The sequence below is a fragment of the Microvirga pudoricolor genome (assembly GCF_016892705.1).
GTDB classification, from domain to species: Bacteria; Pseudomonadota; Alphaproteobacteria; order Rhizobiales; family Beijerinckiaceae; genus Microvirga; species Microvirga pudoricolor.
Map to the genome: position 1 here is coordinate 422,525 of NZ_JAFEMB010000001.1, position 17,860 is coordinate 440,384.

General features: G+C 65.8%; 25 protein-coding genes. 14 read left to right on the forward strand and 11 right to left on the reverse strand.

Annotated features, from left to right (window positions below):
- Positions 1 to 200 precede the first annotated feature (200 nt).
- From ILT42_RS01950 to ILT42_RS01960, 3 genes are all read left to right on the forward strand, one after another.
- Positions 201 to 1,295: an ATP phosphoribosyltransferase regulatory subunit gene (locus tag ILT42_RS01950; protein ID WP_204213624.1), complete on the forward strand. Its 1,095-nt coding sequence runs from the start codon at positions 201 to 203 to the stop codon at positions 1,293 to 1,295.
- On the forward strand, positions 1,295 to 2,275 hold the full coding sequence (gene hisG / locus ILT42_RS01955; protein WP_204213625.1) for an ATP phosphoribosyltransferase: 981 nt from the start codon (positions 1,295 to 1,297) through the stop codon (positions 2,273 to 2,275). Before ILT42_RS01950 ends, hisG begins: the two co-directional genes overlap by 1 nt.
- A 164-nt stretch (positions 2,276 to 2,439) precedes the next feature.
- Positions 2,440 to 2,946, forward strand: a complete 507-nt coding sequence (locus ILT42_RS01960) for an META domain-containing protein (protein WP_204213626.1) — start codon at positions 2,440 to 2,442, stop codon at positions 2,944 to 2,946.
- A 146-nt stretch (positions 2,947 to 3,092) separates the two neighbouring features.
- Here the strand turns inward: ILT42_RS01960 and ILT42_RS01965 are convergent, their stop codons facing one another.
- Positions 3,093 to 3,251: a DUF3309 family protein gene (locus ILT42_RS01965; protein ID WP_204213627.1), complete on the reverse strand. Its 159-nt coding sequence runs from the start codon at positions 3,249 to 3,251 to the stop codon at positions 3,093 to 3,095.
- A 351-nt stretch (positions 3,252 to 3,602) separates the two neighbouring features.
- On the opposite strand from ILT42_RS01965, the gene ILT42_RS01970 reads away from it, so the two are divergent.
- Positions 3,603 to 3,854, forward strand: coding sequence for a NepR family anti-sigma factor (locus tag ILT42_RS01970; RefSeq protein WP_204213628.1), 252 nt, complete (start codon positions 3,603 to 3,605; stop codon positions 3,852 to 3,854).
- 1 nt (position 3,855) lies between these two features.
- Complete coding sequence (locus tag ILT42_RS01975) at positions 3,856 to 4,404, forward strand: sigma-70 family RNA polymerase sigma factor (RefSeq protein ID WP_204213629.1); 549 nt, start codon at positions 3,856 to 3,858, stop codon at positions 4,402 to 4,404.
- A 63-nt stretch (positions 4,405 to 4,467) separates the two neighbouring features.
- Here the strand turns inward: ILT42_RS01975 and infA are convergent, their stop codons facing one another.
- The 3 genes from infA to ILT42_RS01990 form a co-directional block, all read right to left on the reverse strand.
- Positions 4,468 to 4,746: a translation initiation factor IF-1 gene (infA, locus tag ILT42_RS01980; RefSeq protein WP_204213630.1), complete on the reverse strand. Its 279-nt coding sequence runs from the start codon at positions 4,744 to 4,746 to the stop codon at positions 4,468 to 4,470.
- 93 nt (positions 4,747 to 4,839) lie between these two features.
- The gene (locus ILT42_RS01985; protein WP_204213631.1) at positions 4,840 to 5,049 is read right to left on the reverse strand and encodes a cold-shock protein; all 210 of its coding nucleotides are present in this window, start codon (positions 5,047 to 5,049) and stop codon (positions 4,840 to 4,842) included.
- Between the two features lie 216 nt (positions 5,050 to 5,265).
- Positions 5,266 to 5,529, reverse strand: coding sequence for a hypothetical protein (locus ILT42_RS01990; protein ID WP_204213632.1), 264 nt, complete (start codon positions 5,527 to 5,529; stop codon positions 5,266 to 5,268).
- A 261-nt stretch (positions 5,530 to 5,790) separates the two neighbouring features.
- On the opposite strand from ILT42_RS01990, the gene ILT42_RS01995 reads away from it, so the two are divergent.
- The 4 genes from ILT42_RS01995 (at position 5,791) to ILT42_RS02010 (ending at position 8,092) form a co-directional block, all read left to right on the forward strand.
- A complete protein-coding gene (locus ILT42_RS01995) occupies positions 5,791 to 5,952 on the forward strand; it encodes a hypothetical protein (protein WP_204213633.1) in 162 nt (53 codons plus the stop codon).
- A gap of 119 nt (positions 5,953 to 6,071) precedes the next feature.
- Complete coding sequence (locus ILT42_RS02000) at positions 6,072 to 6,446, forward strand: hypothetical protein (protein WP_204213634.1); 375 nt, start codon at positions 6,072 to 6,074, stop codon at positions 6,444 to 6,446.
- A 100-nt stretch (positions 6,447 to 6,546) separates the two neighbouring features.
- Positions 6,547 to 7,362: a nucleotidyltransferase family protein gene (locus ILT42_RS02005; RefSeq protein WP_204213635.1), complete on the forward strand. Its 816-nt coding sequence runs from the start codon at positions 6,547 to 6,549 to the stop codon at positions 7,360 to 7,362.
- Positions 7,355 to 8,092 (forward strand): metallophosphoesterase family protein, encoded by a 738-nt coding sequence (locus ILT42_RS02010; RefSeq protein ID WP_204213636.1) that lies wholly within the window; start codon positions 7,355 to 7,357, stop codon positions 8,090 to 8,092. Before ILT42_RS02005 ends, ILT42_RS02010 begins: the two co-directional genes overlap by 8 nt.
- Before the next feature lie 55 nt (positions 8,093 to 8,147).
- Here ILT42_RS02010 and ILT42_RS23145 read toward each other — a convergent pair whose 3' ends face one another.
- Complete coding sequence (locus ILT42_RS23145) at positions 8,148 to 8,366, reverse strand: hypothetical protein (RefSeq protein WP_324617687.1); 219 nt, start codon at positions 8,364 to 8,366, stop codon at positions 8,148 to 8,150.
- Between the two features lie 123 nt (positions 8,367 to 8,489).
- Here ILT42_RS23145 and ILT42_RS02015 point away from each other — a divergent pair, with 123 nt between their 5' ends.
- Positions 8,490 to 9,071 carry a type 1 glutamine amidotransferase domain-containing protein gene (locus ILT42_RS02015; RefSeq protein WP_204213637.1) on the forward strand — a complete coding sequence of 194 codons (582 nt, stop codon included), beginning with the start codon at positions 8,490 to 8,492 and terminating at the stop codon, positions 9,069 to 9,071.
- A 69-nt stretch (positions 9,072 to 9,140) separates the two neighbouring features.
- Here ILT42_RS02015 and ILT42_RS02020 read toward each other — a convergent pair whose 3' ends face one another.
- Positions 9,141 to 10,151, reverse strand: a complete 1,011-nt coding sequence (locus ILT42_RS02020) for a Tim44 domain-containing protein (RefSeq protein WP_204213638.1) — start codon at positions 10,149 to 10,151, stop codon at positions 9,141 to 9,143.
- 168 nt (positions 10,152 to 10,319) lie between these two features.
- The gene (locus ILT42_RS02025; RefSeq protein ID WP_204213639.1) at positions 10,320 to 10,580 is read right to left on the reverse strand and encodes a DUF3072 domain-containing protein; all 261 of its coding nucleotides are present in this window, start codon (positions 10,578 to 10,580) and stop codon (positions 10,320 to 10,322) included.
- 176 nt (positions 10,581 to 10,756) lie between these two features.
- Between ILT42_RS02025 and ILT42_RS23150 the strand changes: the two genes are divergently transcribed.
- Positions 10,757 to 12,004 carry a Y-family DNA polymerase gene (locus tag ILT42_RS23150; protein ID WP_204213640.1) on the forward strand — a complete coding sequence of 416 codons (1,248 nt, stop codon included), beginning with the start codon at positions 10,757 to 10,759 and terminating at the stop codon, positions 12,002 to 12,004.
- Between the two features lie 36 nt (positions 12,005 to 12,040).
- Here the strand turns inward: ILT42_RS23150 and ILT42_RS02035 are convergent, their stop codons facing one another.
- Positions 12,041 to 12,928: a branched-chain amino acid aminotransferase gene (locus tag ILT42_RS02035; protein WP_204213641.1), complete on the reverse strand. Its 888-nt coding sequence runs from the start codon at positions 12,926 to 12,928 to the stop codon at positions 12,041 to 12,043.
- Positions 12,929 to 13,136: 208 nt separating this feature from the next.
- On the opposite strand from ILT42_RS02035, the gene ILT42_RS02040 reads away from it, so the two are divergent.
- The 3 genes from ILT42_RS02040 to ILT42_RS02050 are packed head-to-tail and all read left to right on the forward strand — an operon-like array spanning position 13,137 to position 15,705.
- Positions 13,137 to 13,631 (forward strand): MarR family winged helix-turn-helix transcriptional regulator, encoded by a 495-nt coding sequence (locus ILT42_RS02040; RefSeq protein WP_324617708.1) that lies wholly within the window; start codon positions 13,137 to 13,139, stop codon positions 13,629 to 13,631.
- Positions 13,628 to 14,350 (forward strand): response regulator, encoded by a 723-nt coding sequence (locus ILT42_RS02045; protein WP_229428322.1) that lies wholly within the window; start codon positions 13,628 to 13,630, stop codon positions 14,348 to 14,350. Before ILT42_RS02040 ends, ILT42_RS02045 begins: the two co-directional genes overlap by 4 nt.
- On the forward strand, positions 14,347 to 15,705 hold the full coding sequence (locus ILT42_RS02050) for an ATP-binding protein (protein ID WP_204213643.1): 1,359 nt from the start codon (positions 14,347 to 14,349) through the stop codon (positions 15,703 to 15,705). Before ILT42_RS02045 ends, ILT42_RS02050 begins: the two co-directional genes overlap by 4 nt.
- Before the next feature lie 134 nt (positions 15,706 to 15,839).
- Here ILT42_RS02050 and ILT42_RS02055 read toward each other — a convergent pair whose 3' ends face one another.
- From ILT42_RS02055 to proC, 3 genes are read right to left on the reverse strand one after another with little or no spacing between them, the layout of a single operon-like run.
- Positions 15,840 to 16,196, reverse strand: coding sequence for a tRNA-binding protein (locus ILT42_RS02055; RefSeq protein WP_204213644.1), 357 nt, complete (start codon positions 16,194 to 16,196; stop codon positions 15,840 to 15,842).
- A 22-nt stretch (positions 16,197 to 16,218) separates the two neighbouring features.
- A complete protein-coding gene (locus ILT42_RS02060) occupies positions 16,219 to 16,956 on the reverse strand; it encodes a hypothetical protein (protein ID WP_204213645.1) in 738 nt (245 codons plus the stop codon).
- 58 nt (positions 16,957 to 17,014) lie between these two features.
- On the reverse strand, positions 17,015 to 17,842 hold the full coding sequence (gene proC / locus ILT42_RS02065; RefSeq protein ID WP_204213646.1) for a pyrroline-5-carboxylate reductase: 828 nt from the start codon (positions 17,840 to 17,842) through the stop codon (positions 17,015 to 17,017).
- Positions 17,843 to 17,860 lie beyond the last annotated feature (18 nt).

Below are 17,860 nucleotides of genomic sequence, written 5' to 3' on the forward strand. Positions count from 1 at the left end.
GGACATCCCCCGAATACCCAGATGGCCGGGTCAGGCCCGGCCATGACGAAGGTGGAATGCGGCCACGGTTCATCCGGCGGCTGCGCCTCATGCGAACCCCTGCGCACCCACCTCCCCGTTCACCTTGCCGGTCGAAAACGGTCGCCATCCTGCGCGAGCGTTGCTAGAGAGCACGCCGGACAAGGATTTGAGCGACGCCCGTGACGGAGACCGATGCCACCCGGACGCTGATCGCGTTCTTCGAGCGCGAGGGTTACGCGCGCGTCGAGCCGCCCGTGCTTCAGCCCGCGAGCGCTTTCGTGGATCTGTCCGGCGAGGATATCCGGCGGCGCATGTTCGTGACCCAGGACGCCTCGGGCCAGGAACTGTGCCTGCGGCCTGAATACACGATACCGGTGTGCCTCCAGCACCTGGAGCGCCACGGCGCCCAGCCCAGCGGATACTCCTATGGCGGACCTGTGTTCCGGATGCGGCCGGGCGAGAGCGGCGAGTTTCTCCAGGCCGGGATCGAGGCCATCGGCCGGCTCGACATCGCCGCCGTCGACGCGGAGGTATTGGGCCTCAGCCTCGAGGGACTGAGCCAGCTCGGCCTCGACGACGTCCAGGTCCGTCTCGGCGACATGGGCCTTCTGAACGATCTGATCGACGCGCTCGGGATCACCCCCGCCGGCAAGCGCCGGGTGATCCGCGCCATCGTGTCGGGTCAGGGGCTCGACAGCCTCAGCGACGGCGAGTCCCAGAACTCGGCCGAATATGCAGGCCTTCTGGCCGCCATCGAGGGGCAGGCGCCCCAGGCCGCCAAGGCCTTCGTGGAGGATATCCTGTCGATCGCCGGCATCGCCCGTGTGGGCGGGCGCAGCGCGGGCGAGATCGCCGAGCGCTTCCTGGCCCGCGCCGGGAACCGCTCCAGCCTGTCGACGGAGGCTCGGGCGGTCCTCGACCGGTATCTGGCGGTCAGCGGCAATCCGGATGAGGCCGCCGCCGCGATCCGGTCTCTCGCAGCGGAAGCCGGGCTCGACCTGTCGGGGGCTCTCGACAGCCTCGAGGAGCGTACCGGCTTCATGGCGGCCCGAGGCTTCGATGTGGGCACGTTCGCCTTCGCGGCCACCTTCGCGCGCAATCTCGACTATTACACCGGCTTCATTTTCGAGGTGCAGGACCGGCGCCGCGCCGACGGGAAGCCCGTCGTGGGCGGCGGGCGCTACGACCGGCTGCTCCAGCATCTCGGCGCCAGGGAGCCGATCCCGGCCGTGGGCTGCTCGTTCTGGCTCGACCGTATCGTGGGGAGGCCCTGATGTCCGACGCTCCCCTGATCCTGGCCGTCCCGTCGAAGGGACGCCTCCAGGAGAACGCGGCCGCGTTCTTCGCCCGCGCGGGCCTCGTCTTCTCCCAGAGCCGGGGCGCCCTCGACTACCGCGGCACCCTGAAAGGCGTGCCGGACGTGGAGGTGGCCTTCGTGTCCGCGTCCGAGATCGTCGCGCACCTGGCGGCGGGCACGGCCCATCTGGGCATCACGGGCGAGGACCTGATCCGGGAGCAGCTCGCGGACGCCGACGAGGCCGTGGAGCTCCTCACGCCTCTCGGCTTCGGCAACGCCAACGTGATCGTGGCGGTGCCCCAGGCCTGGATCGACGTGCGCACCATGGCGGACCTCGACGAGGTCGCGGCCGACATGCGCGCCCGGCACGGCCGCAAGATGCGGGTCGCTACCAAATACGTGAACCTGACCCGCCGGTTCTTCGCCGAGCGTGGCATCGCCGACTATCTCATCGTGGAGAGCCTCGGCGCCACCGAGGGGGCTCCGGGTTCGGGGGCGGCGGAGATCATCGTGGACATCACGACCACGGGCGCCACCCTCAAGGCGAACGCCCTGAAGATTCTCGATGACGGGATGATCCTGCGCTCCGAGGCCAATCTCGTGGCCTCCGCCCGCGCGCCCTGGGGCGAGCGTGCGCGGGCCGCCGCCACCCTGGTGCTCACCCGCATCGCGGCCGAGGAGGAAGCCCGCACGAGCCGGGAGGTGCGCGCCGCCTTCGACGCGACCCGCGCGGGCGAGGCCGAGGCCCTGGCCGCTGCCCTCGGGGCGAGCCTGCCCTACGGAAGGCCTCAGGGGCCGGAGCTCGTCCTGCACTGTCCGGCCGGGGTGGTTTTCGACCTGGTCGAGGGCTTGCGTGGCTTGGGCGCGCGGAACGCCTCCGTGCGCACGCTCGACTACCTGTTCCGGAGCACCAATCCCCTCACGGAGCGCCTGCTGCGCCGTCTCGGCCGGGGATGACGTCGGAAAGTTGAAGGCGGATCTCCGATTCCGGCCTTCCATCCCGGCTCAGGCTCGGCTATTCCACCCTGGACCGCCATTGACCTGGGACAGGGCACCGCAGGCCGTTGCGCTTGCGATGTCAGGCCCTTATGGTCGCCTCGTTTTTCGATGAAGAGGTTCCGATGAACGCGCTCCGACCCGTGGCGCACATGTCCGTGCGCTTATTTGCGATGCTTCTCGCCGCCCTCGCGTTCGTGCCCGCCGCCCATGCGCAAAGCGCCGCCAGCGCCGGCCGCCCGGCCGGCCCCTCCCGGCAGGTCGACCCGAAGGTTCCGCAGCCCGGACAGGGCGGCAAGGTCTTCCCCCTCAACTCGTCCTGGCTCGCGGTCAGCCTGAACGGCAGGGCCTTCGGCGGATCGGAGCGTCCGAGCTTCAGCCTCGACGGCCAGCTGCGCGCCCGCGGATTCGGCGGGTGCAACACCTTCGCGGCCACGGCCTACCCGCTGCGCGAGCAAGGACTTGCGGTGGGTCCGCTCGCGCTGACGAAGCGATCCTGCGACCGGAACGTGATGGCGTCCGAACAGGCTTTCTTCGTGGCCCTGCGCACGTCGGCCAAGTGGGACATCCAGGGCTCGACCCTGATCATCAAGTCGCAGAACGGCGAGCTGCGTTTCGAACGCGCGCTCTGACCGTTCTTCTCCAAAGAAAAAGCCCGGCGGACCCCCATCCGCCGGGCTTTTTCGTATCCGGGGCCGCAAGTGGGCGGGCTCCGGCAAGCCATGCCGCCGGAATCTCCCTCCTCCGGGTCTTCTTCCCTCGGCTGAGCCGTGGGTCCTCAGATGCGGCCGAGCAGCAGCAGGATGATGAGGATCAGAAGAATGACGCCGAGCAGGCCGCTCGGTCCGTAGCCCCATCCGCGGCTGTAGGGCCAAGCCGGGACGGCGCCGAGAAGCAGCAGGATGACGATGATGAGAAGGATTGTGCTGAGCGCCATGATGACGGTCCTTTCCAGTGTTGCCTCACGGGACGCGCTACGTCCCGCTCTCCACCCGACCCGAGACGGCAGCACGCCACGTCTGCATGATCCGCGCGGGCCCACGAGGGTTTCGGAACCGAAAGCAGCCTCTCGGGCTTACTCCGGCATCGACCTCCTCATGTCGGTCGTGTGCAGGAAACTTGACTGTAAGGATTAAGTTCCGGACGACGGCGCCTTATGCCCAGCATAATGAGACGCTGTTGCGCGGAACGATGCCTTTGGCTTGGGCGTTAGAACCGTGGCGATGTGGGTTCCGCCCGGAGAGCGACCCTGACCTGACGACCTGAAGGAGCGAGGTTGCGCGAGCCGATGCGTCACAACAGTCCCAAAAAGCGAGACTACCCCATCCCCACGGACACCACCGAAGAGAGCGTTCCCGGCCTCAAGGCGGGCTCGCGGCCAGCCCTCAGCCGCTCCGTGCAGGCGGAGATCGGCCAGAGGCTGCGCCATTTCTACGACAGCCTTGCCCTCGGCGAGAACCCTGTCCCTGAACGGTTCATCGAGATCATCAATCAGTTGGACCAAGCTGATACGGGGCGCGACCGGAGGGAGCACCACTAACATGAGCATCACCAACGAACTGCGCGACGCCATGATGAAGGCGACGCCGAACCTGCGCGCGTTCGCGATCTCGCTCACCAACAACGTGGATCGCGCCGACGACCTCGTGCAGGAAACGCTGATGCGGGCCATCGCCAATATCCAGCGCTTCCAGCCCGGCACGAATATGCAAGCCTGGCTCTTCACCATCCTGCGCAATCTCTTCCATTCGGAATACCGCAAGCGGCGCCGTGAGGTGGAGGACGCGGATGGCAAATATGCGGCGAGCCTCGCGGTGCAGCCCTCGCAAGGGGCTCATCTGGACTTCGAGGATCTCCAGAAGGCCCTGGCCCGCCTGCCTCACGACCAGCGCGAGGCGCTTCTCCTGGTGGGGGCGTCCGGCTTCTCGTACGAGCAGGCCGCCGAGATCTGCGGCTGTGCCGTGGGCACCATCAAGAGTCGTGTCAACCGCGCCCGCAACCGTCTGGCGGAGCTGATGCACTTCACCGATATGGATGAGGATCTCGGCCCGGACCGGATGACGCTATCGGTCATGCAGGCCGTAGCCTGAGAGCGGGCACAGTCAGACCGGAGCGGAGGAGCCTTGGGGTTGCTCCGCTCCCGGTAGCGAACGTCAGCGGCGCCGGAACTGCGGGTTTCCGCGCTGCGGCGGACGAGGCCCGCCGGCATTGGCGTCCTTGTGACGGAAGATCAACCGTCCCTTTTCCAGATCATACGGCGACATCTCCACCGTCACGCGGTCGCCCGCGAGGGTCTTGATGCGGTTCTTCTTCATCTTGCCTGCCGTGTAGGCAATCACCTCATGCCCGTTATCGAGCTGTACCCGGTAACGGGCGTCGGGCAGGATTTCCGTCACCAGCCCCTCGAAGGTGATCAATTCTTCCTTTGCCATGCAAAGCCTTCCATTCAACAACAAAAAAGCCGCCCCGAACCGGAACGGCTATATGCAAGAGGGCGTGAAGTCACCCCCTCCAGCATGAATTCGTCAGGCATTCTGCAGGTTAACAGCAGAAGACTTGCCCGTCCGCTGGTCCGTCTGAAGCTCGTAGGAGATCTTCTGACCCTCGCGCAGACCGCGCATCCCGGCACGCTCGAGCGCCGTGGCATGCACGAAAACGTCCTTGCCGCCGTTATCCGGCTGAATGAAGCCGTAGCCCTTCGTGGCGTTATACCACTTTACCGTTCCCGTTTCCATCGGGGATACCTTCTGCTGCTAGTTGCACGTTCGCGATGGGAGAGCATCCGACCGCCATTTCGAGATTGGTAGAGAGAAGACGTGCGCCCGGCATTGCCAGAGGCGAAGCAGCCCAGTCGTCCGGCCAAATCGAGAACAATACGTAAGCGATGCATCCCTTAAATGCAAGGCAGACTTGCAATGGAGGCAGCCTCGGGCGCTTCAGTATTACGAAGGTTAACCTGTGATAACCCCGCGTAATCCATCGATCACGTTCTGCTTCAACTGCTCGCCGGTGGGCGTGAACCGGATGTAATTCTCATCGGTTTCCACGAAACCCCGCTCCGTCAACTCGGCGACAGCTTCGTCATCCGCCTTGTGGCCTGCCTGATCGGCCCGCGCGACGCTTCGGACCGGCTGGCCGCTTTCCAGTTCGTGATAGGCCGCGAATGCGAACACGGCGAGGGCCCGGTCGCTGATCGTCTGATTCTCGTTTGCCATGGATGGAGCCTTCGACAGGAGTGCATCGGTCGAAGGAACGTTCCCCTCAGCCATTCGGTTCACGCGTCCGGCCGCTTTGTTGTGGGTGCGGCAACGGAGCTTGGCCTGACCCGGAACGGCTGGGACCCTTTCACGTTGAAAGCGGGAGCAGGGACAACTTGCCTCAAAGACCGGGCGGTTCGTCGTGACTATGGTGAGCCGCGAGAGTAGCCCTTCCGGCGGTAGACCACCCCATCACGCGACAACGGCAGAGTAATGACAATGATGGCTTCGGTGCGCACCCTCGGCTCACGCCGCCACATCCTGCGGGAACTGACCTATACGCTGATCCTGTCCGCCATCGCTCTCGGAAGCACCGGCTGGATGGCGGCTCCAGACGGAAGCGGCCTTTACCCGCAGATCGCGGCGATCTTCCGGCCGTGAGCCGGCGAGGCCTTTAAGCATGTCCGCGTCCATGCGGGGATGCCGCCTCCCCCCTTGACTTCCTTTCCGGTCTCCAGACCCCATATTGGGGTCCTCAAACGATGGGAGACCCCGGAGCGATGGCAGGCATTTCCGTAACGCTCGACGGCAGCAACATTCAACTCGCGTTCAAGAAGGGCGAGCAGTCGACAGCCGTGGTGATGGATCCGCAAGCCGCGCGGTCCCTCGTCAAGGCGGTCGGCCAGTTGCTCGTGGCGATCGGCGAGGACAACGAGGAGACCGGCGAAGCCATTGAGGAAATGGTCGATGTCACATCCCCGACGATCGATATCGGCATGGACGAGAACGGCATGGCGGTCGTGTCCCTCCAAGCCGGCATGATCCCGCCTTTCATGCTGCGCCTGAAGGATGACGAAGCCCGCCACATCGCCAACAGCCTTCTCGAAATTCTCAATTCCCCCAGGGACATCCGGATTTCCGGCGGCGGTCACTGAGGCCGACCGGCGGGGGCTCACTCAAGCGTTAAGGAACTTCATTACCGTCACCCGGTTGTCGAACGCGGGCCTGTCTCACGGCTGCGCTGGAATGAGGCATATGACGGTCCACAACCCCGACTTCACGCCGGTGGCTCACCCTGGAGTTCCGATTATCGACGCCAAGGCGGAACCGACGCTCAAATACCCGGAATCGGAAGCCTTCTACGCGGAAGCCCTGAAGGAGCTCAACCAGCTCGGGCTCCCCTATCTGCTCGCCGGAACTTACGCCCTCTCGGCCTATACGGGCATCACCCGCCCGACGAAGGATCTCGACATCTTCTGCAAGGCGGGCGACTACACACGCGTGCTCTCGCATTTCAAGAATCTCGGCTATGCCATCGAGATCGAGGACGAGCGCTGGCTCGGCAAGGTCTACAAAGGCCAGTATTTCTTCGACGTGATCTTCGCTTCGTCCAACGGCACGATGCCCATCGGCGATCTCTGGTTCGACAATGCGCGCCAGATCGAGGTGTTCGGCTCGCCGGTGCGGATCGTGGGTCCGACGGAGCTGGTCTGGTCGAAATGCTTCATCCAGCTGCGGCACCGCTACGACGGCGCCGACGTGGCCCACACGATCCTCAAAGCGGGGGACCAGATCGACTGGCACCAGCTCCTCGCCTACATGGAAGTGCACTGGGAGGTGATGCTCATGCACCTCCTGAACTTCCGTTGGATCTATCCGACCGAGCGCGACACCGTCCCGCGCTGGGTCATGGATGAGCTTCTCGACCGGTTATCCAAGCAGCTCGACCTGCCGCCCCCGCAGATGAAGGTGTGCCGCGGCCGCATGTTCTCGCGGGTGGATTACGAGATCGACGTGAAGCAATGGGGCTTTGCCGATGTAGGCGGCGAGGGTGAATGGCGGAATGACTGACGATGCCGTGCCGAGTGCGGCGACCCCGCTGCGGGTTGCCGCCATGGGAGACTTGCATGTCCGCGAGGACAACGCGGAATCCTACCGCGAGCTGTTCGGCGAGATCTCGCGAACGGCCGACGTCCTGGTGCTCGCCGGGGACTTGACCGATCTCGGCAAGCCCCAGGAGGCGGAGCTTCTGGCGCAAGACCTGAAGGCCTGCTCGATTCCGGTGGTCGGCGTGCTCGGCAATCACGACTACGAGTGCGGGGCACCCGAGGAGGTCTCCCGCATTCTTCGCGATGCCGGCATGAAGGTTCTCGACGGACAGTCCTGCGAGATCGGCGGGGTCGGGTTCGTCGGCGTGAAGGGCTTTGCGGGCGGTTTCGGCCGCCGCATGCTCGGCTCGTTCGGCGAGCCTGCCATCAAGCAATTCGTGAACGAGGCCATGAATGAGACCCTGCGCCTGGAGAACGCCATGCGGCAGGTGCGGAGCAAACGCTCCATGGTGATCCTGCACTATGCCCCAGTGCCGGACACCATCGAAAGCGAGCCCCTGGAAATCTATCCGTTCCTGGGCTCGTCGCGCCTTGCCGAGACGATCGACCGGTTCAAGGTGAACGCCATCGTTCACGGCCACGCGCACCGGGGCAGGTTCGAGGGCCGCACGCCGGGTGGGCAACCGGTCTACAACGTGGCACGGCACATCGAGAAGCCGACGGGCCGGCCTTACGCCATCTTGGAGATCTGAAGCGGTTGCAACGCGATCACTTGAAAAAGGAGGCCAAGAGCCTCCTTTTTCTCGTCTACATCCTCGGTCCGGGATCGGTGGGATTGCCTGGAAGGTAATCTGGCTCCGAGCCGGGGCCACCCGGTTCGCTGATGCCGGGATCGTCCACGGGATAAGGGGTGCGCGGGCCGGTCGGCCCGATATCGGGCACCTCGTCCGGCAAAGGCGGCGGAGGCACTTCGCTGGGAACGTTGCCGCCCGGAATAGGCTCCGACGGATGACCTGGATTGACCATGAATCTCCCTCTCTGAAAGGCTTCCTTGAGAGGTCAACCGATTAGCGGGAAGACCGTTCCGGTACGGAACACTCCCCCTGTTCATCCGTTGGCCGGGCATCCCCAAAACAAATGGAGAGCCCCATGCCTGATATTCGACAGGCCAAAATCCTCATCATGGCGACGGATGGCTTCGAGCAGTCCGAACTCGAAGTGCCCAAGCAGAAGCTGTCCGAAGCCGGCGCCAAGGTGACTGTCGCGGCGCCGCAATCGCGTCAGAGCCCGAAGGAGATCAAGGGCTGGGACGAGAAGGATTGGGGTCGTCCGGTCCCCGTCGATCAGGATCTCGAGAGCGTCAATCCCGACGCGTTCGATGCGCTGGTTCTGCCGGGCGGACAGATCAACCCCGACAAGCTGCGACTCGAGCCCAAGGCGATCGAGATTGTCCGGTCCTTCTACAGCGCCGGCAAGGTCGTCGCCGCGATCTGCCACGCTCCGTGGCTGCTGGTCGAGGCCGGGATCGTCAAGGGCCGGAAGGTGACGTCGTACCAATCGATCAAGACAGACGTGATCAATGCCGGCGGCCAATGGAGCGACGAAGCCGTGGTGGTCGACAAAGGCCTGATCACGAGCCGCAACCCTGGTGATCTTGAGCCCTTCTCCAAGAAGATCATCGAAGAGGTTCAGGAAGGTTCGCACGCCGACCGCCGCCAAGCGGCCGAGTAGCGGCGCAGACAGCCCACAAAAAAGGCCGGGGCTTGATGGCCCCGGCCTTTTCTCATGTGCGGATGAACGTTAGCCCTGTTGGATCGCCGAGAGCTTCCAAGGCCCGCCGGCATCGCGGCGGAAGGTCCAAATCTCGACCGTCTCCGTCACGCGATTCGGATCGCCGTCCATGATCCGGCCCGTGGCTTTCTCCGTGGTGACATCCGTCAGCGCGTAGCGCATGGCCACCGTGGCGTATTCCGCACTGCCCTCGCGCCAGGCTTCCGCCAGATCGCCTTGAAGCAGCTTCACGTTGGTCACTGAATTCACGACGCCATTGCTGGCGTTGTCGTTCAGCTCCTCCTGGATGTAACCGGCCATCTCGGGCGTGGCGATGTCCCAGATCGTGGCGGTGTCGCCACGGGTGTAGGCGGCCTGAAGATCAACCAGCGCCTTGTCGAAGGCCGCGTAGTCCCGCTCGCCGATCTGGATCGGCGCTTGAGCGACGGGACGGCCCTGAGGAGCCGAGGCGTTGCCCGTGCCGCGGCCGAGGCCGCCGAGAGCGGAACCGAGGCCCGCGCCGGTCGGACCCGCCGGCCTGGGACCGGGGGACGCATTGCGGGCGTGGGTCTGCGCCGTCGCGTAGGCGGGCTGCGCCTGCTGGCGGCGACGGAACCACTTCATGGCGAACGACACGAGCAGGACCACCAGACCGATCTGGATCACGAGACCCAAGATCGAGCCAAGGCCCGCCAGACCGCCGAAGAAGCCGTTGCCCATCAGCATGCCGAGAAGACCGGCGCCGAAGAGGCCTGCCGCGAGGCCGGTGCCGAAGCCGAAACGGCGCGGTTGCGCGGCGGATGCGCCGGCCATCGGAGCGGAAGGCTGTGCCGCGCTGGGATTGGTCTGCGAACGCTGGATCGGCGCCGCAGCATTGGGTGCGGTCGCGGTTGGAGGCGGCGCCGAATAGGTGCGTGCGCCTCGCGAACCGAAGCTGCCGCGGCCGCCGCCGGGACGTGCCTCAGCAATGCCTGCCGCAAGGGTCAGCAGGACCGCCAGCACGGCGATCGATTGGCCTTTACGGGACAAAGTCTTCATCATCGTCGAAATGACCTCACTGGAGGCAAGGACGCCTCATGCGATCAATGTGGTGATTGCAGCCCAGCTATGTAAGGGGCTCAGGTCGGCCCATCCAAGATTTTCGTGCTCGAGACTTCATCAAAAAGGATAAGGCCGGCCACGAGGCCGGCCCGTTCTCGGCTGCGCCGACTAACGAGTTTCCTGACGCAATTGATCAATCCGCTTCGAGGCTTCCGCCTTGTCGAGTTCCGGATCATAGGCCTTCGGATCATGCGCCTGCTCGGACAGGGTCTTCAGGTAGGACGCCTGAGCCCCTGTCATGGGCTCTTGACCCGTTACCCAATCGTCCGGATCCTTGATCTGGTTGGAGGCGTCGTCGGGATTGATCTTCGGGTTCTGGACCTCCGGCGGATCCTCGTGACGGCCTGTGCCTTGCTTCGTCTTCGCCATGTCGATGACACCTCTGTTCTGTATATGTTCTGAATTATGAACGCCTGGCGGGAGCGACGGTTCCCCTCGGGAAGTTGTCGTCTGCTCCCTGATCGTCCCCGTTATCCACAGGAATCCCGTCTCGACTCGCCCGATTTTGGCGGTTCATGGTTTGTTCGTTTCAGCGAGGATGAACCGTGCACCAGCCCCACGAGCTCGAGAGGCTCTATGTCGACTTCGATTCGTTCTTCGCGAGCGCCGAGCAGCACCTCCAGCCGCATTTGAGGGGCCGGCCGATGGGGGTCATCCCCATTAGGTCGGAGCACACAGGCCTGATCGCCGTCAGCCGGGAGGCGAAGGCCCTGGGGGTCAGGCGAGGCACGACCGTGCGGGAGGCGCGGCGCATCCATCCCCGTATGGTGTTCGTCACGGCCCGGCACGACGTCTATGTGCGTCTGCACGGCGAGATTCTCGCCGCCATCGAGACGGTGCTGCCCGTCCGTGAGGTGCGTTCCATCGACGAGATGGTCTGTGCCCTCGCGCCCGCGGAGCGGGCGTCCGCCCTGGGCGTTGGCCGCCGGGTCAAGGACGCTATCGCGGCGCGCATCGGGCCTACCCTCACCTGCTCCGTGGGGCTTGGTCCCAATGAGCTTCTGGCCAAGATCGCCGCCGAGCTGCGAAAGCCCGATGGGCTCCTGGCGATCCGGCCCGACGAGCTGCCTGGCCCTCTCCTGTCCCTCGGCCTGACCGATATCCCCGGCATCGCGCGCGGCAACGCCGCCCGGCTCGAACGGGCGGGCGTCGCCACGGTCGAGGCGCTGTGGGGATTGCAGCCCAAGGAGGCCCGACGCCTCTGGGGCAACGTGGAGGGCGAGCGGCTGTGGATGGAGCTTCACGGCTACGCCATGGAACGCCCTGCCACCCGGCGGCAGATGTTCGGCCACGGCCGGGTGCTGCCAGGGAGCTGGCGCACCCTCGGGGGCGCCTATGCGTGCGCCCGCGTCCTGCTGGCCAAGGCCGCGAGCCGTCTGCGCCGGGAAGGCTTCACGACCCGCGCCCTCGCCCTCTGGCTCACGGACCGCGACAGCGCGGGCTGGTACGGTGAGGAGCGCTTTCGTCCGACCCGGGACGACCCGTCCCTGCTCACGAGCCTTGCCCGGCTGTTCCTTCACGCGGAGCGGGAATACGCGGGACCCGGAGTCAGGAGCGTGCACGTCACCCTGCACGATCTCGTGCCCACGGGCGAGGTCGAGGCGGACCTGTTCGGACAGACCCCGGAGGCGAAGGTCAAGCGACGGATGGAGGATTTGTCCCTGATCGCGGACCGGCTGAACGCCCGGTACAGGGGCCGGAAGCTGCATTGGGGGCCTTGGGCCGAGATCCCAGGCGGCTATGCGGGCGCGAAGATCGCGTTCAACCGCATTCCGGACGCGGAGGACTTCTGAGGTCCTCCGCGCCGGTCTTTTTGCGATAAGGACGCTTCAGGCCGCCTTGGCCTTGGGCTGAACCTCGGCCGCGTAATCCTCCATCAGCACCTTGGTCATGTTGCCCGGCTTGAAGGTGTAGGGGCCGATCTCCGACACGGGCGTCACCTCGGCGGCGGTGCCGGTGATGAAGCACTCGTTGAAGCTTTGCAGCTCGTCCGGCATGATCCGGCGCTCCTCGACCTCGAAGCCGCGGCGCTTGGCGAGATCGATCACCGTGCGGCGGGTGATGCCGTCGAGGAACGCGTCCGCGATGGGCGTGTGGACCACGCCGTCGCGGATGAAGAACACGTTCGCGCCCGTGCATTCCGCCACGCGGCCCTGCCAATCGAGCATCAAGGCGTCCGCGAAGCCTTTCCGCTCCGCCCGGTGCTTGGAGATGGTGCAGATCATGTACAGGCCCGCCGCCTTCGCGGTGGAGGGAGCCGTGGCCGGGTCGGGACGGCGGTAATCCGCGAGGTCGATGCGGATGCCCTTCATCTTCTCGGCCGGGTTGAAGTAGCTCGGCCATTCCCAGGCCGCGATGGCGAGGTGGATCTTGTTGTCCTGGGCGGCGACGCCCATCATCTCCGACCCGCGCCAGGCCACCGGACGCAGGTAGGCGTCCGTCATGCCGTTCTTCTCCAGGACGAGGCGCTTGGCGGCATCGATCTCGGCCACCGTGTAGGGGATCTCGAAATCGAGGATCTCGGCGGATTTCTTCAGGCGCTCGGAATGCTCCGTGGACTTGAAGATCTCGCCCCCATAGGCGCGCTCGCCCTCGAACACGCTCGATCCATAATGGAGGCCGTGGGAGAGGACGTGGAGCTGGGCATCTTTCCAGGGTACGATCTGTCCGTCGTACCAAATCCATCCGTCACGTTGATCGAAGGGGGTAGCGGACATCGTTGGTCTCCTTGATGCTGGCGACTTGAGTTGGCGAAAAACATCGGGTCGCGTAATTTCCGATGCGCTTCCATACCCTTTAAGGTTCATTCATTTCACGGAAGCGGGTTGACGAGTAACAATCGGCTTGAGATATGTCAACAAGGCTGACTTAAAACTTAGGTGTGAGACCGTGTCCGACGCAGTACAGGCCATCAAGCGCGGGGGAGTGAAGGGGAAAACCGGGGATGACATCCTGGCGGAGGTCCCGGCCTACGATCTCATCGAGCTGTTCTTCTTCGCCTATCGCGATTTCGTGAGCGACCCGGACCGCATCCTCGACGAGTTCGGTTTCGGACGCGCTCATCACCGAGTCCTGCACTTCGTGGACCGCCAGCCGGGCCTGACCATCGCGGAACTCCTCGACATCCTGCGCATCACCAAGCAGAGCCTCAACCGGGTGCTCAAGGAGCTGATCGAGAAGGACTTCGTCACCAGCTCCACGGGCACGTCCGATCGCCGCCAGCGTCATCTTCAGACCACACCGATCGGGCATGAGCTCGCGATCCGCCTGTCCAAGCTCCAGACCCGCCGGATCATGAAGGCGCTCGGCGGGCTGGAACCGGACGCCAAGGAAGTGATAAGCAATTACCTCCTGCGGCTCATCGACCCCGACGACCGCGCCCATGTGGAGAGGCTGGTTTTCAGCACACCGAGCGAATGACGGACGCCACCCACGTCGAGATTCCCGACCATGCTCCCCACATCCTCGTGGTGGACGACGACCGGCGCCTGCGCGACCTTCTGGCTCGATTCCTGTCCGAGCACGGCTACCGCGTCACCGCCGCGTCCAGCGCCGCCGAGGCGCGCGCCAAGGCCGAGAACTTCGTGTTCGACGCTCTCGTGCTCGACGTGATGATGCCGGGCGAATCGGGTTTCGACTACGCCCGCTCCCTGCGCCAGACCTCATCCGTTCCCATTCTGATGCTCACCGCCCGCGCCGATACGGCGGACCGGGTGAACGGCCTCGAAATCGGGGTGGACGACTACCTGTCCAAGCCCTTCGAGCCCCGGGAGCTGATCCTGCGCCTGGGCAACATCCTCAAGCGCTCGACGCCGCCCGCCGGGCCTGCCGGCCCGGACACCCCGGAGGCGATCCATTTCGGCCCCTTCAGCTTCCGCTTCGATCGCGGCGAGCTGCGGCGGGAGGACGAGGTCGTGCGCATCACCGAGCGCGAGCGCGAGATCCTGACGATCCTGGGCTCCCGCGCGGGCACCAACGTGCCGCGCGAGGAGTTGGCGGGCAACGGGCCCGGCGCCAACGAGCGCACGGTGGACGTGCAGATCAACCGCCTGCGCCGCAAGATCGAGATCGACCAGGCCAACCCGCTCTTCCTGCAGACGGTGCGGGGCATCGGCTACCGCCTGGTCGTGGATCGATGAAGCTCGGCGCCCTCGTCCGCATGCACTGGTTCGACCGGGCCATGCGTTCGCTCGGGGCCATCCTGCCGAAGGGGCTCTACGCCCGCTCGCTCATCATCATCATCGCGCCGGTGGTGCTGCTGCAATCCGTCGTGGTCTACGTGTTCATGGAGCGCCACTGGCAGCTCGTGACGCGCCGCCTCTCCGCCGCCGTGACGGCCGACATCTCGGCCCTCATCGACATCTACGAGAGCTATCCGCAGGACCGCGACGCCACAACGCTCGCCCGCATCGCCTCCGAGCGGCTGCAGCTCGACGTGGACATCCTCCACGACACCGACCTGCCGCCGGTGGGCCCGAAGCCGTTCTTCTCCATCCTCGACGAGACGCTGTCCGACGAGCTGCGCCGGCAGATCGACAAGCCCTACTGGATGGATACGGTCGGGCGATCCAACTACATCGAGATCCGGGTCAAGCTCTCCGACAAGGACGTGATGCGCGTCATCGCGCGCCGCTCCCAGGCCTATGCGTCGAACTCGCATATCTTCCTGGTCTGGATGGGCGGCTCGTCGCTGATCCTGCTCGGCATCGCGATCCTGTTCCTGCGCAACCAGATCCGCCCGATCCTCAAGCTCTCGGAAGCCGCCGAAGCGCTCGGCAAGGGACGCGAGATCGAGTTCCGGCCGCGCGGCGCGCGGGAGGTGCGCCAGGCCGGTCACGCGTTCCTGGAGATGCGCCGCCGCATCGAGCGCAGCATGGAACAGCGCACCACCATGCTCAACGGCGTCAGCCACGACCTGCGCACGATCCTGACGCGATTCAAGCTCTCGCTCGCGCTGCTCAGGCAGACGCCCGAGGTGGAGGACCTGAAGCGCGACGTGGACGAGATGAGCCGGATGCTGGAGGGCTACCTGTCCTTCGCGCGCGGCGACACCAACGAACCCGCTGTCACCACCGATCTGCGCATGATCCTCGAAGAAGTGCAGTCGGACGCCGAACGACAGGGCCACGCGACCCATCTCGACATCGTGGGCGACCCCAACATCACGGTACGCATCGACGCCTTCCGCCGCTTGATCTTCAACCTCGTGTCCAATGCCGCGCGCCACGGCGACCGCATCGAGATCTCGGCCAACCACGAGACCCGCTGGCTCGTGCTGCATGTGGACGACGACGGCCCCGGCATCCCGGCCGACATGCGCGGCGAGGTGTTCAAGCCCTTCGTGCGCCTGGACGAGGCCCGCAACCAGGACGAAGGCGGCTCGGGCCTCGGCCTCGCCATCGCCCGCGACATCGCGCGCTCGCATGGCGGGGATATCACGCTGGGAGATTCGCCGCTCGGGGGTTTGCGGGCGACGGTGCGGCTGCCCGCGTAGGATGGCACCAACATGCTCTCCTCCCCCTTGTGGGGAGCAGTTGGAGGTGAGGGTGTGAGCGCTACACTTTGAGGTGTTGGCGCCCACACCCCCACCCTAGCCCTCCCCACAAGGGGGAGGGAATTTGTTGAGCTCTAAAACAATCTTCCGCCCACCGGCACTTCCCTGTCTGGCCGGATCAGCATCACGGCGCCGTCCGCGTCCGGCACGCCGAGCGTCAGGACCTCCGACATGAACGGTCCGATCTGGCGCGGCGGAAAGTTCACCACGGCCAAAACCTGCTGGCCCACCAGCTCCTCCACCCCATGGTTCACGGTGATCTGCGCCGAGGACCGCTTCGTGCCGATCTCCGGCCCGAAATCGATGGTGAGCTTGTAGGCGGGCTTGCGGGCCTGCGGGAAAGGCTCGGCCGCCACGATGCGGCCGACGCGGATATCCACCTTCAGAAAATCGTCGAAGGTGATGGTGGCCGGCGGTGCGGCTTGGTCCATGATTGTCTGCCCCCTGTTGTCGTCAGATCGCCGCGGCCGGATTGACGGCGTCGCCGTCCTTCGGGGAAACCGGAGCGTCCGCCTCCGGTGTGCGGCGTTCGCCACGGCCGTCACGGCGCGCGTTCATGAAGGCGCGGCCCATGGCCCTGAACGGAGCGGTGAGGCGGCGCACGTCCTCGGCTTGCTCCAGCACCCGCTCGCCGCGCTTCAGTTCGCGGTCGAGGCGCGCCATGGTGCGGGCGAGCGTCGGGTCGTCATCGTCGAGCCAGACCCGTAGGGTGTTGGCGAAAACCAGAACGGCGCCCTGGAGCTTGAGGGTGCTGAGTGGCCCTTCCGTCGAGATCCCCGCCGCCGCCAGCATGAAGCGCTGCGAATTCAACGCCCCCTTGTTCAGGGCCGCCAGGGCCACCGGATCGCGCTGAAAGGCGGGAAGGATCCGGCGCAGGGCGGGCCGGTAGGGCTCCATTGCGTCGAACCGGCGCATGATCACGTCGAAGATCCGCTCGCGGGCGGGCTCTCCGGCCAGATCGTCCGTCGTCCCCTCCAGGACCTTGCGGTCGATCATGCGGGAGAAGCCGCCGAGCACCGCGCCCTTGGACGGAAAGGCGTCCCGGAAATCGGCAAGGCTCACGCCCGCCTCAACGGCGATATCGGCAATCTCGATCTCGTCCCACGGACGGCGCGCCGCAAGCCGCATGAGCGCCTCGACGATGGCCTCGCGCCCGGAGGGCTTAGGGGTGGCTGACGCGGCATCCGACATGGAGGGCTCCTCTGATAACTCAGCCCCTTATGTAGGGATCGCCGCCGGATATCCCACCTCAGCCGGCGAGTTCCCCGGCCCTGTGCCGGGCCGCCAGGATGGCTTCCTTCATGAGGTCCTTGACGCCGCCGGGCTCGGCCATGAGCACCTTGAGGGCCGCCGCCGTGGTGCCGCCGGGCGAGGTGACGTTCTGGCGCAGGGTCTCGGGCGGAAGGTCGCTCCGCGCGAGCAATTCGCCCGCCCCCGACACCGTGGCACGAGCCAGACGCTGCGACAGGTCCTCCGGCAGGCCCGCCGCCACGCCGGCCGCCGCCAGGTGCTCGACGAGCAGAAACACGTAGGCCGGGCCGCCGCCGGACATAGCCGTCACGGCGTCGATCATGGTCTCCGAGGGCAGCCATTCCACGAGGCCGTTGCTGCGCAGGAGCGTGTCGGCGATGGCCTTCTGGGCCTCTGTCACGTCCTCGCTGGCGGCCACGCCCGTGGCGCCCCGGCCGATGCTGGCGGGCAGGTTCGGCATGGCGCGGACCACCGCGCCGGCGTTGGGGAGGCGATCGCGCAGGTTCCGGATGGTCTTGCCCGCCAGGATCGACACGATGAGGGTGCCCCGACCCACATAGCCGTTGATGACGGGAGCCGCCTCTTCCAGAGTCTGCGGCTTGATGCCGAGCACCACCACCTCGGCGGGCTGAACCGTCGCCGGGTTCAAGGCCACGCCGCGCTCCTCACAGAGCGCCTTCATGGCGTCCGAGGCGCGAGGATCGACCACCGTCACGGCGGAGCCGGGCACGCCGACGCCGAGCCAGCCCTCGAGCATGGCGCCGCCCATCTTGCCGGCGCCCACGAGGATGATGGAGGAAGGCAGATTCTTGGCTTGATCAGGCATCGGATGGATCTCGGCTGC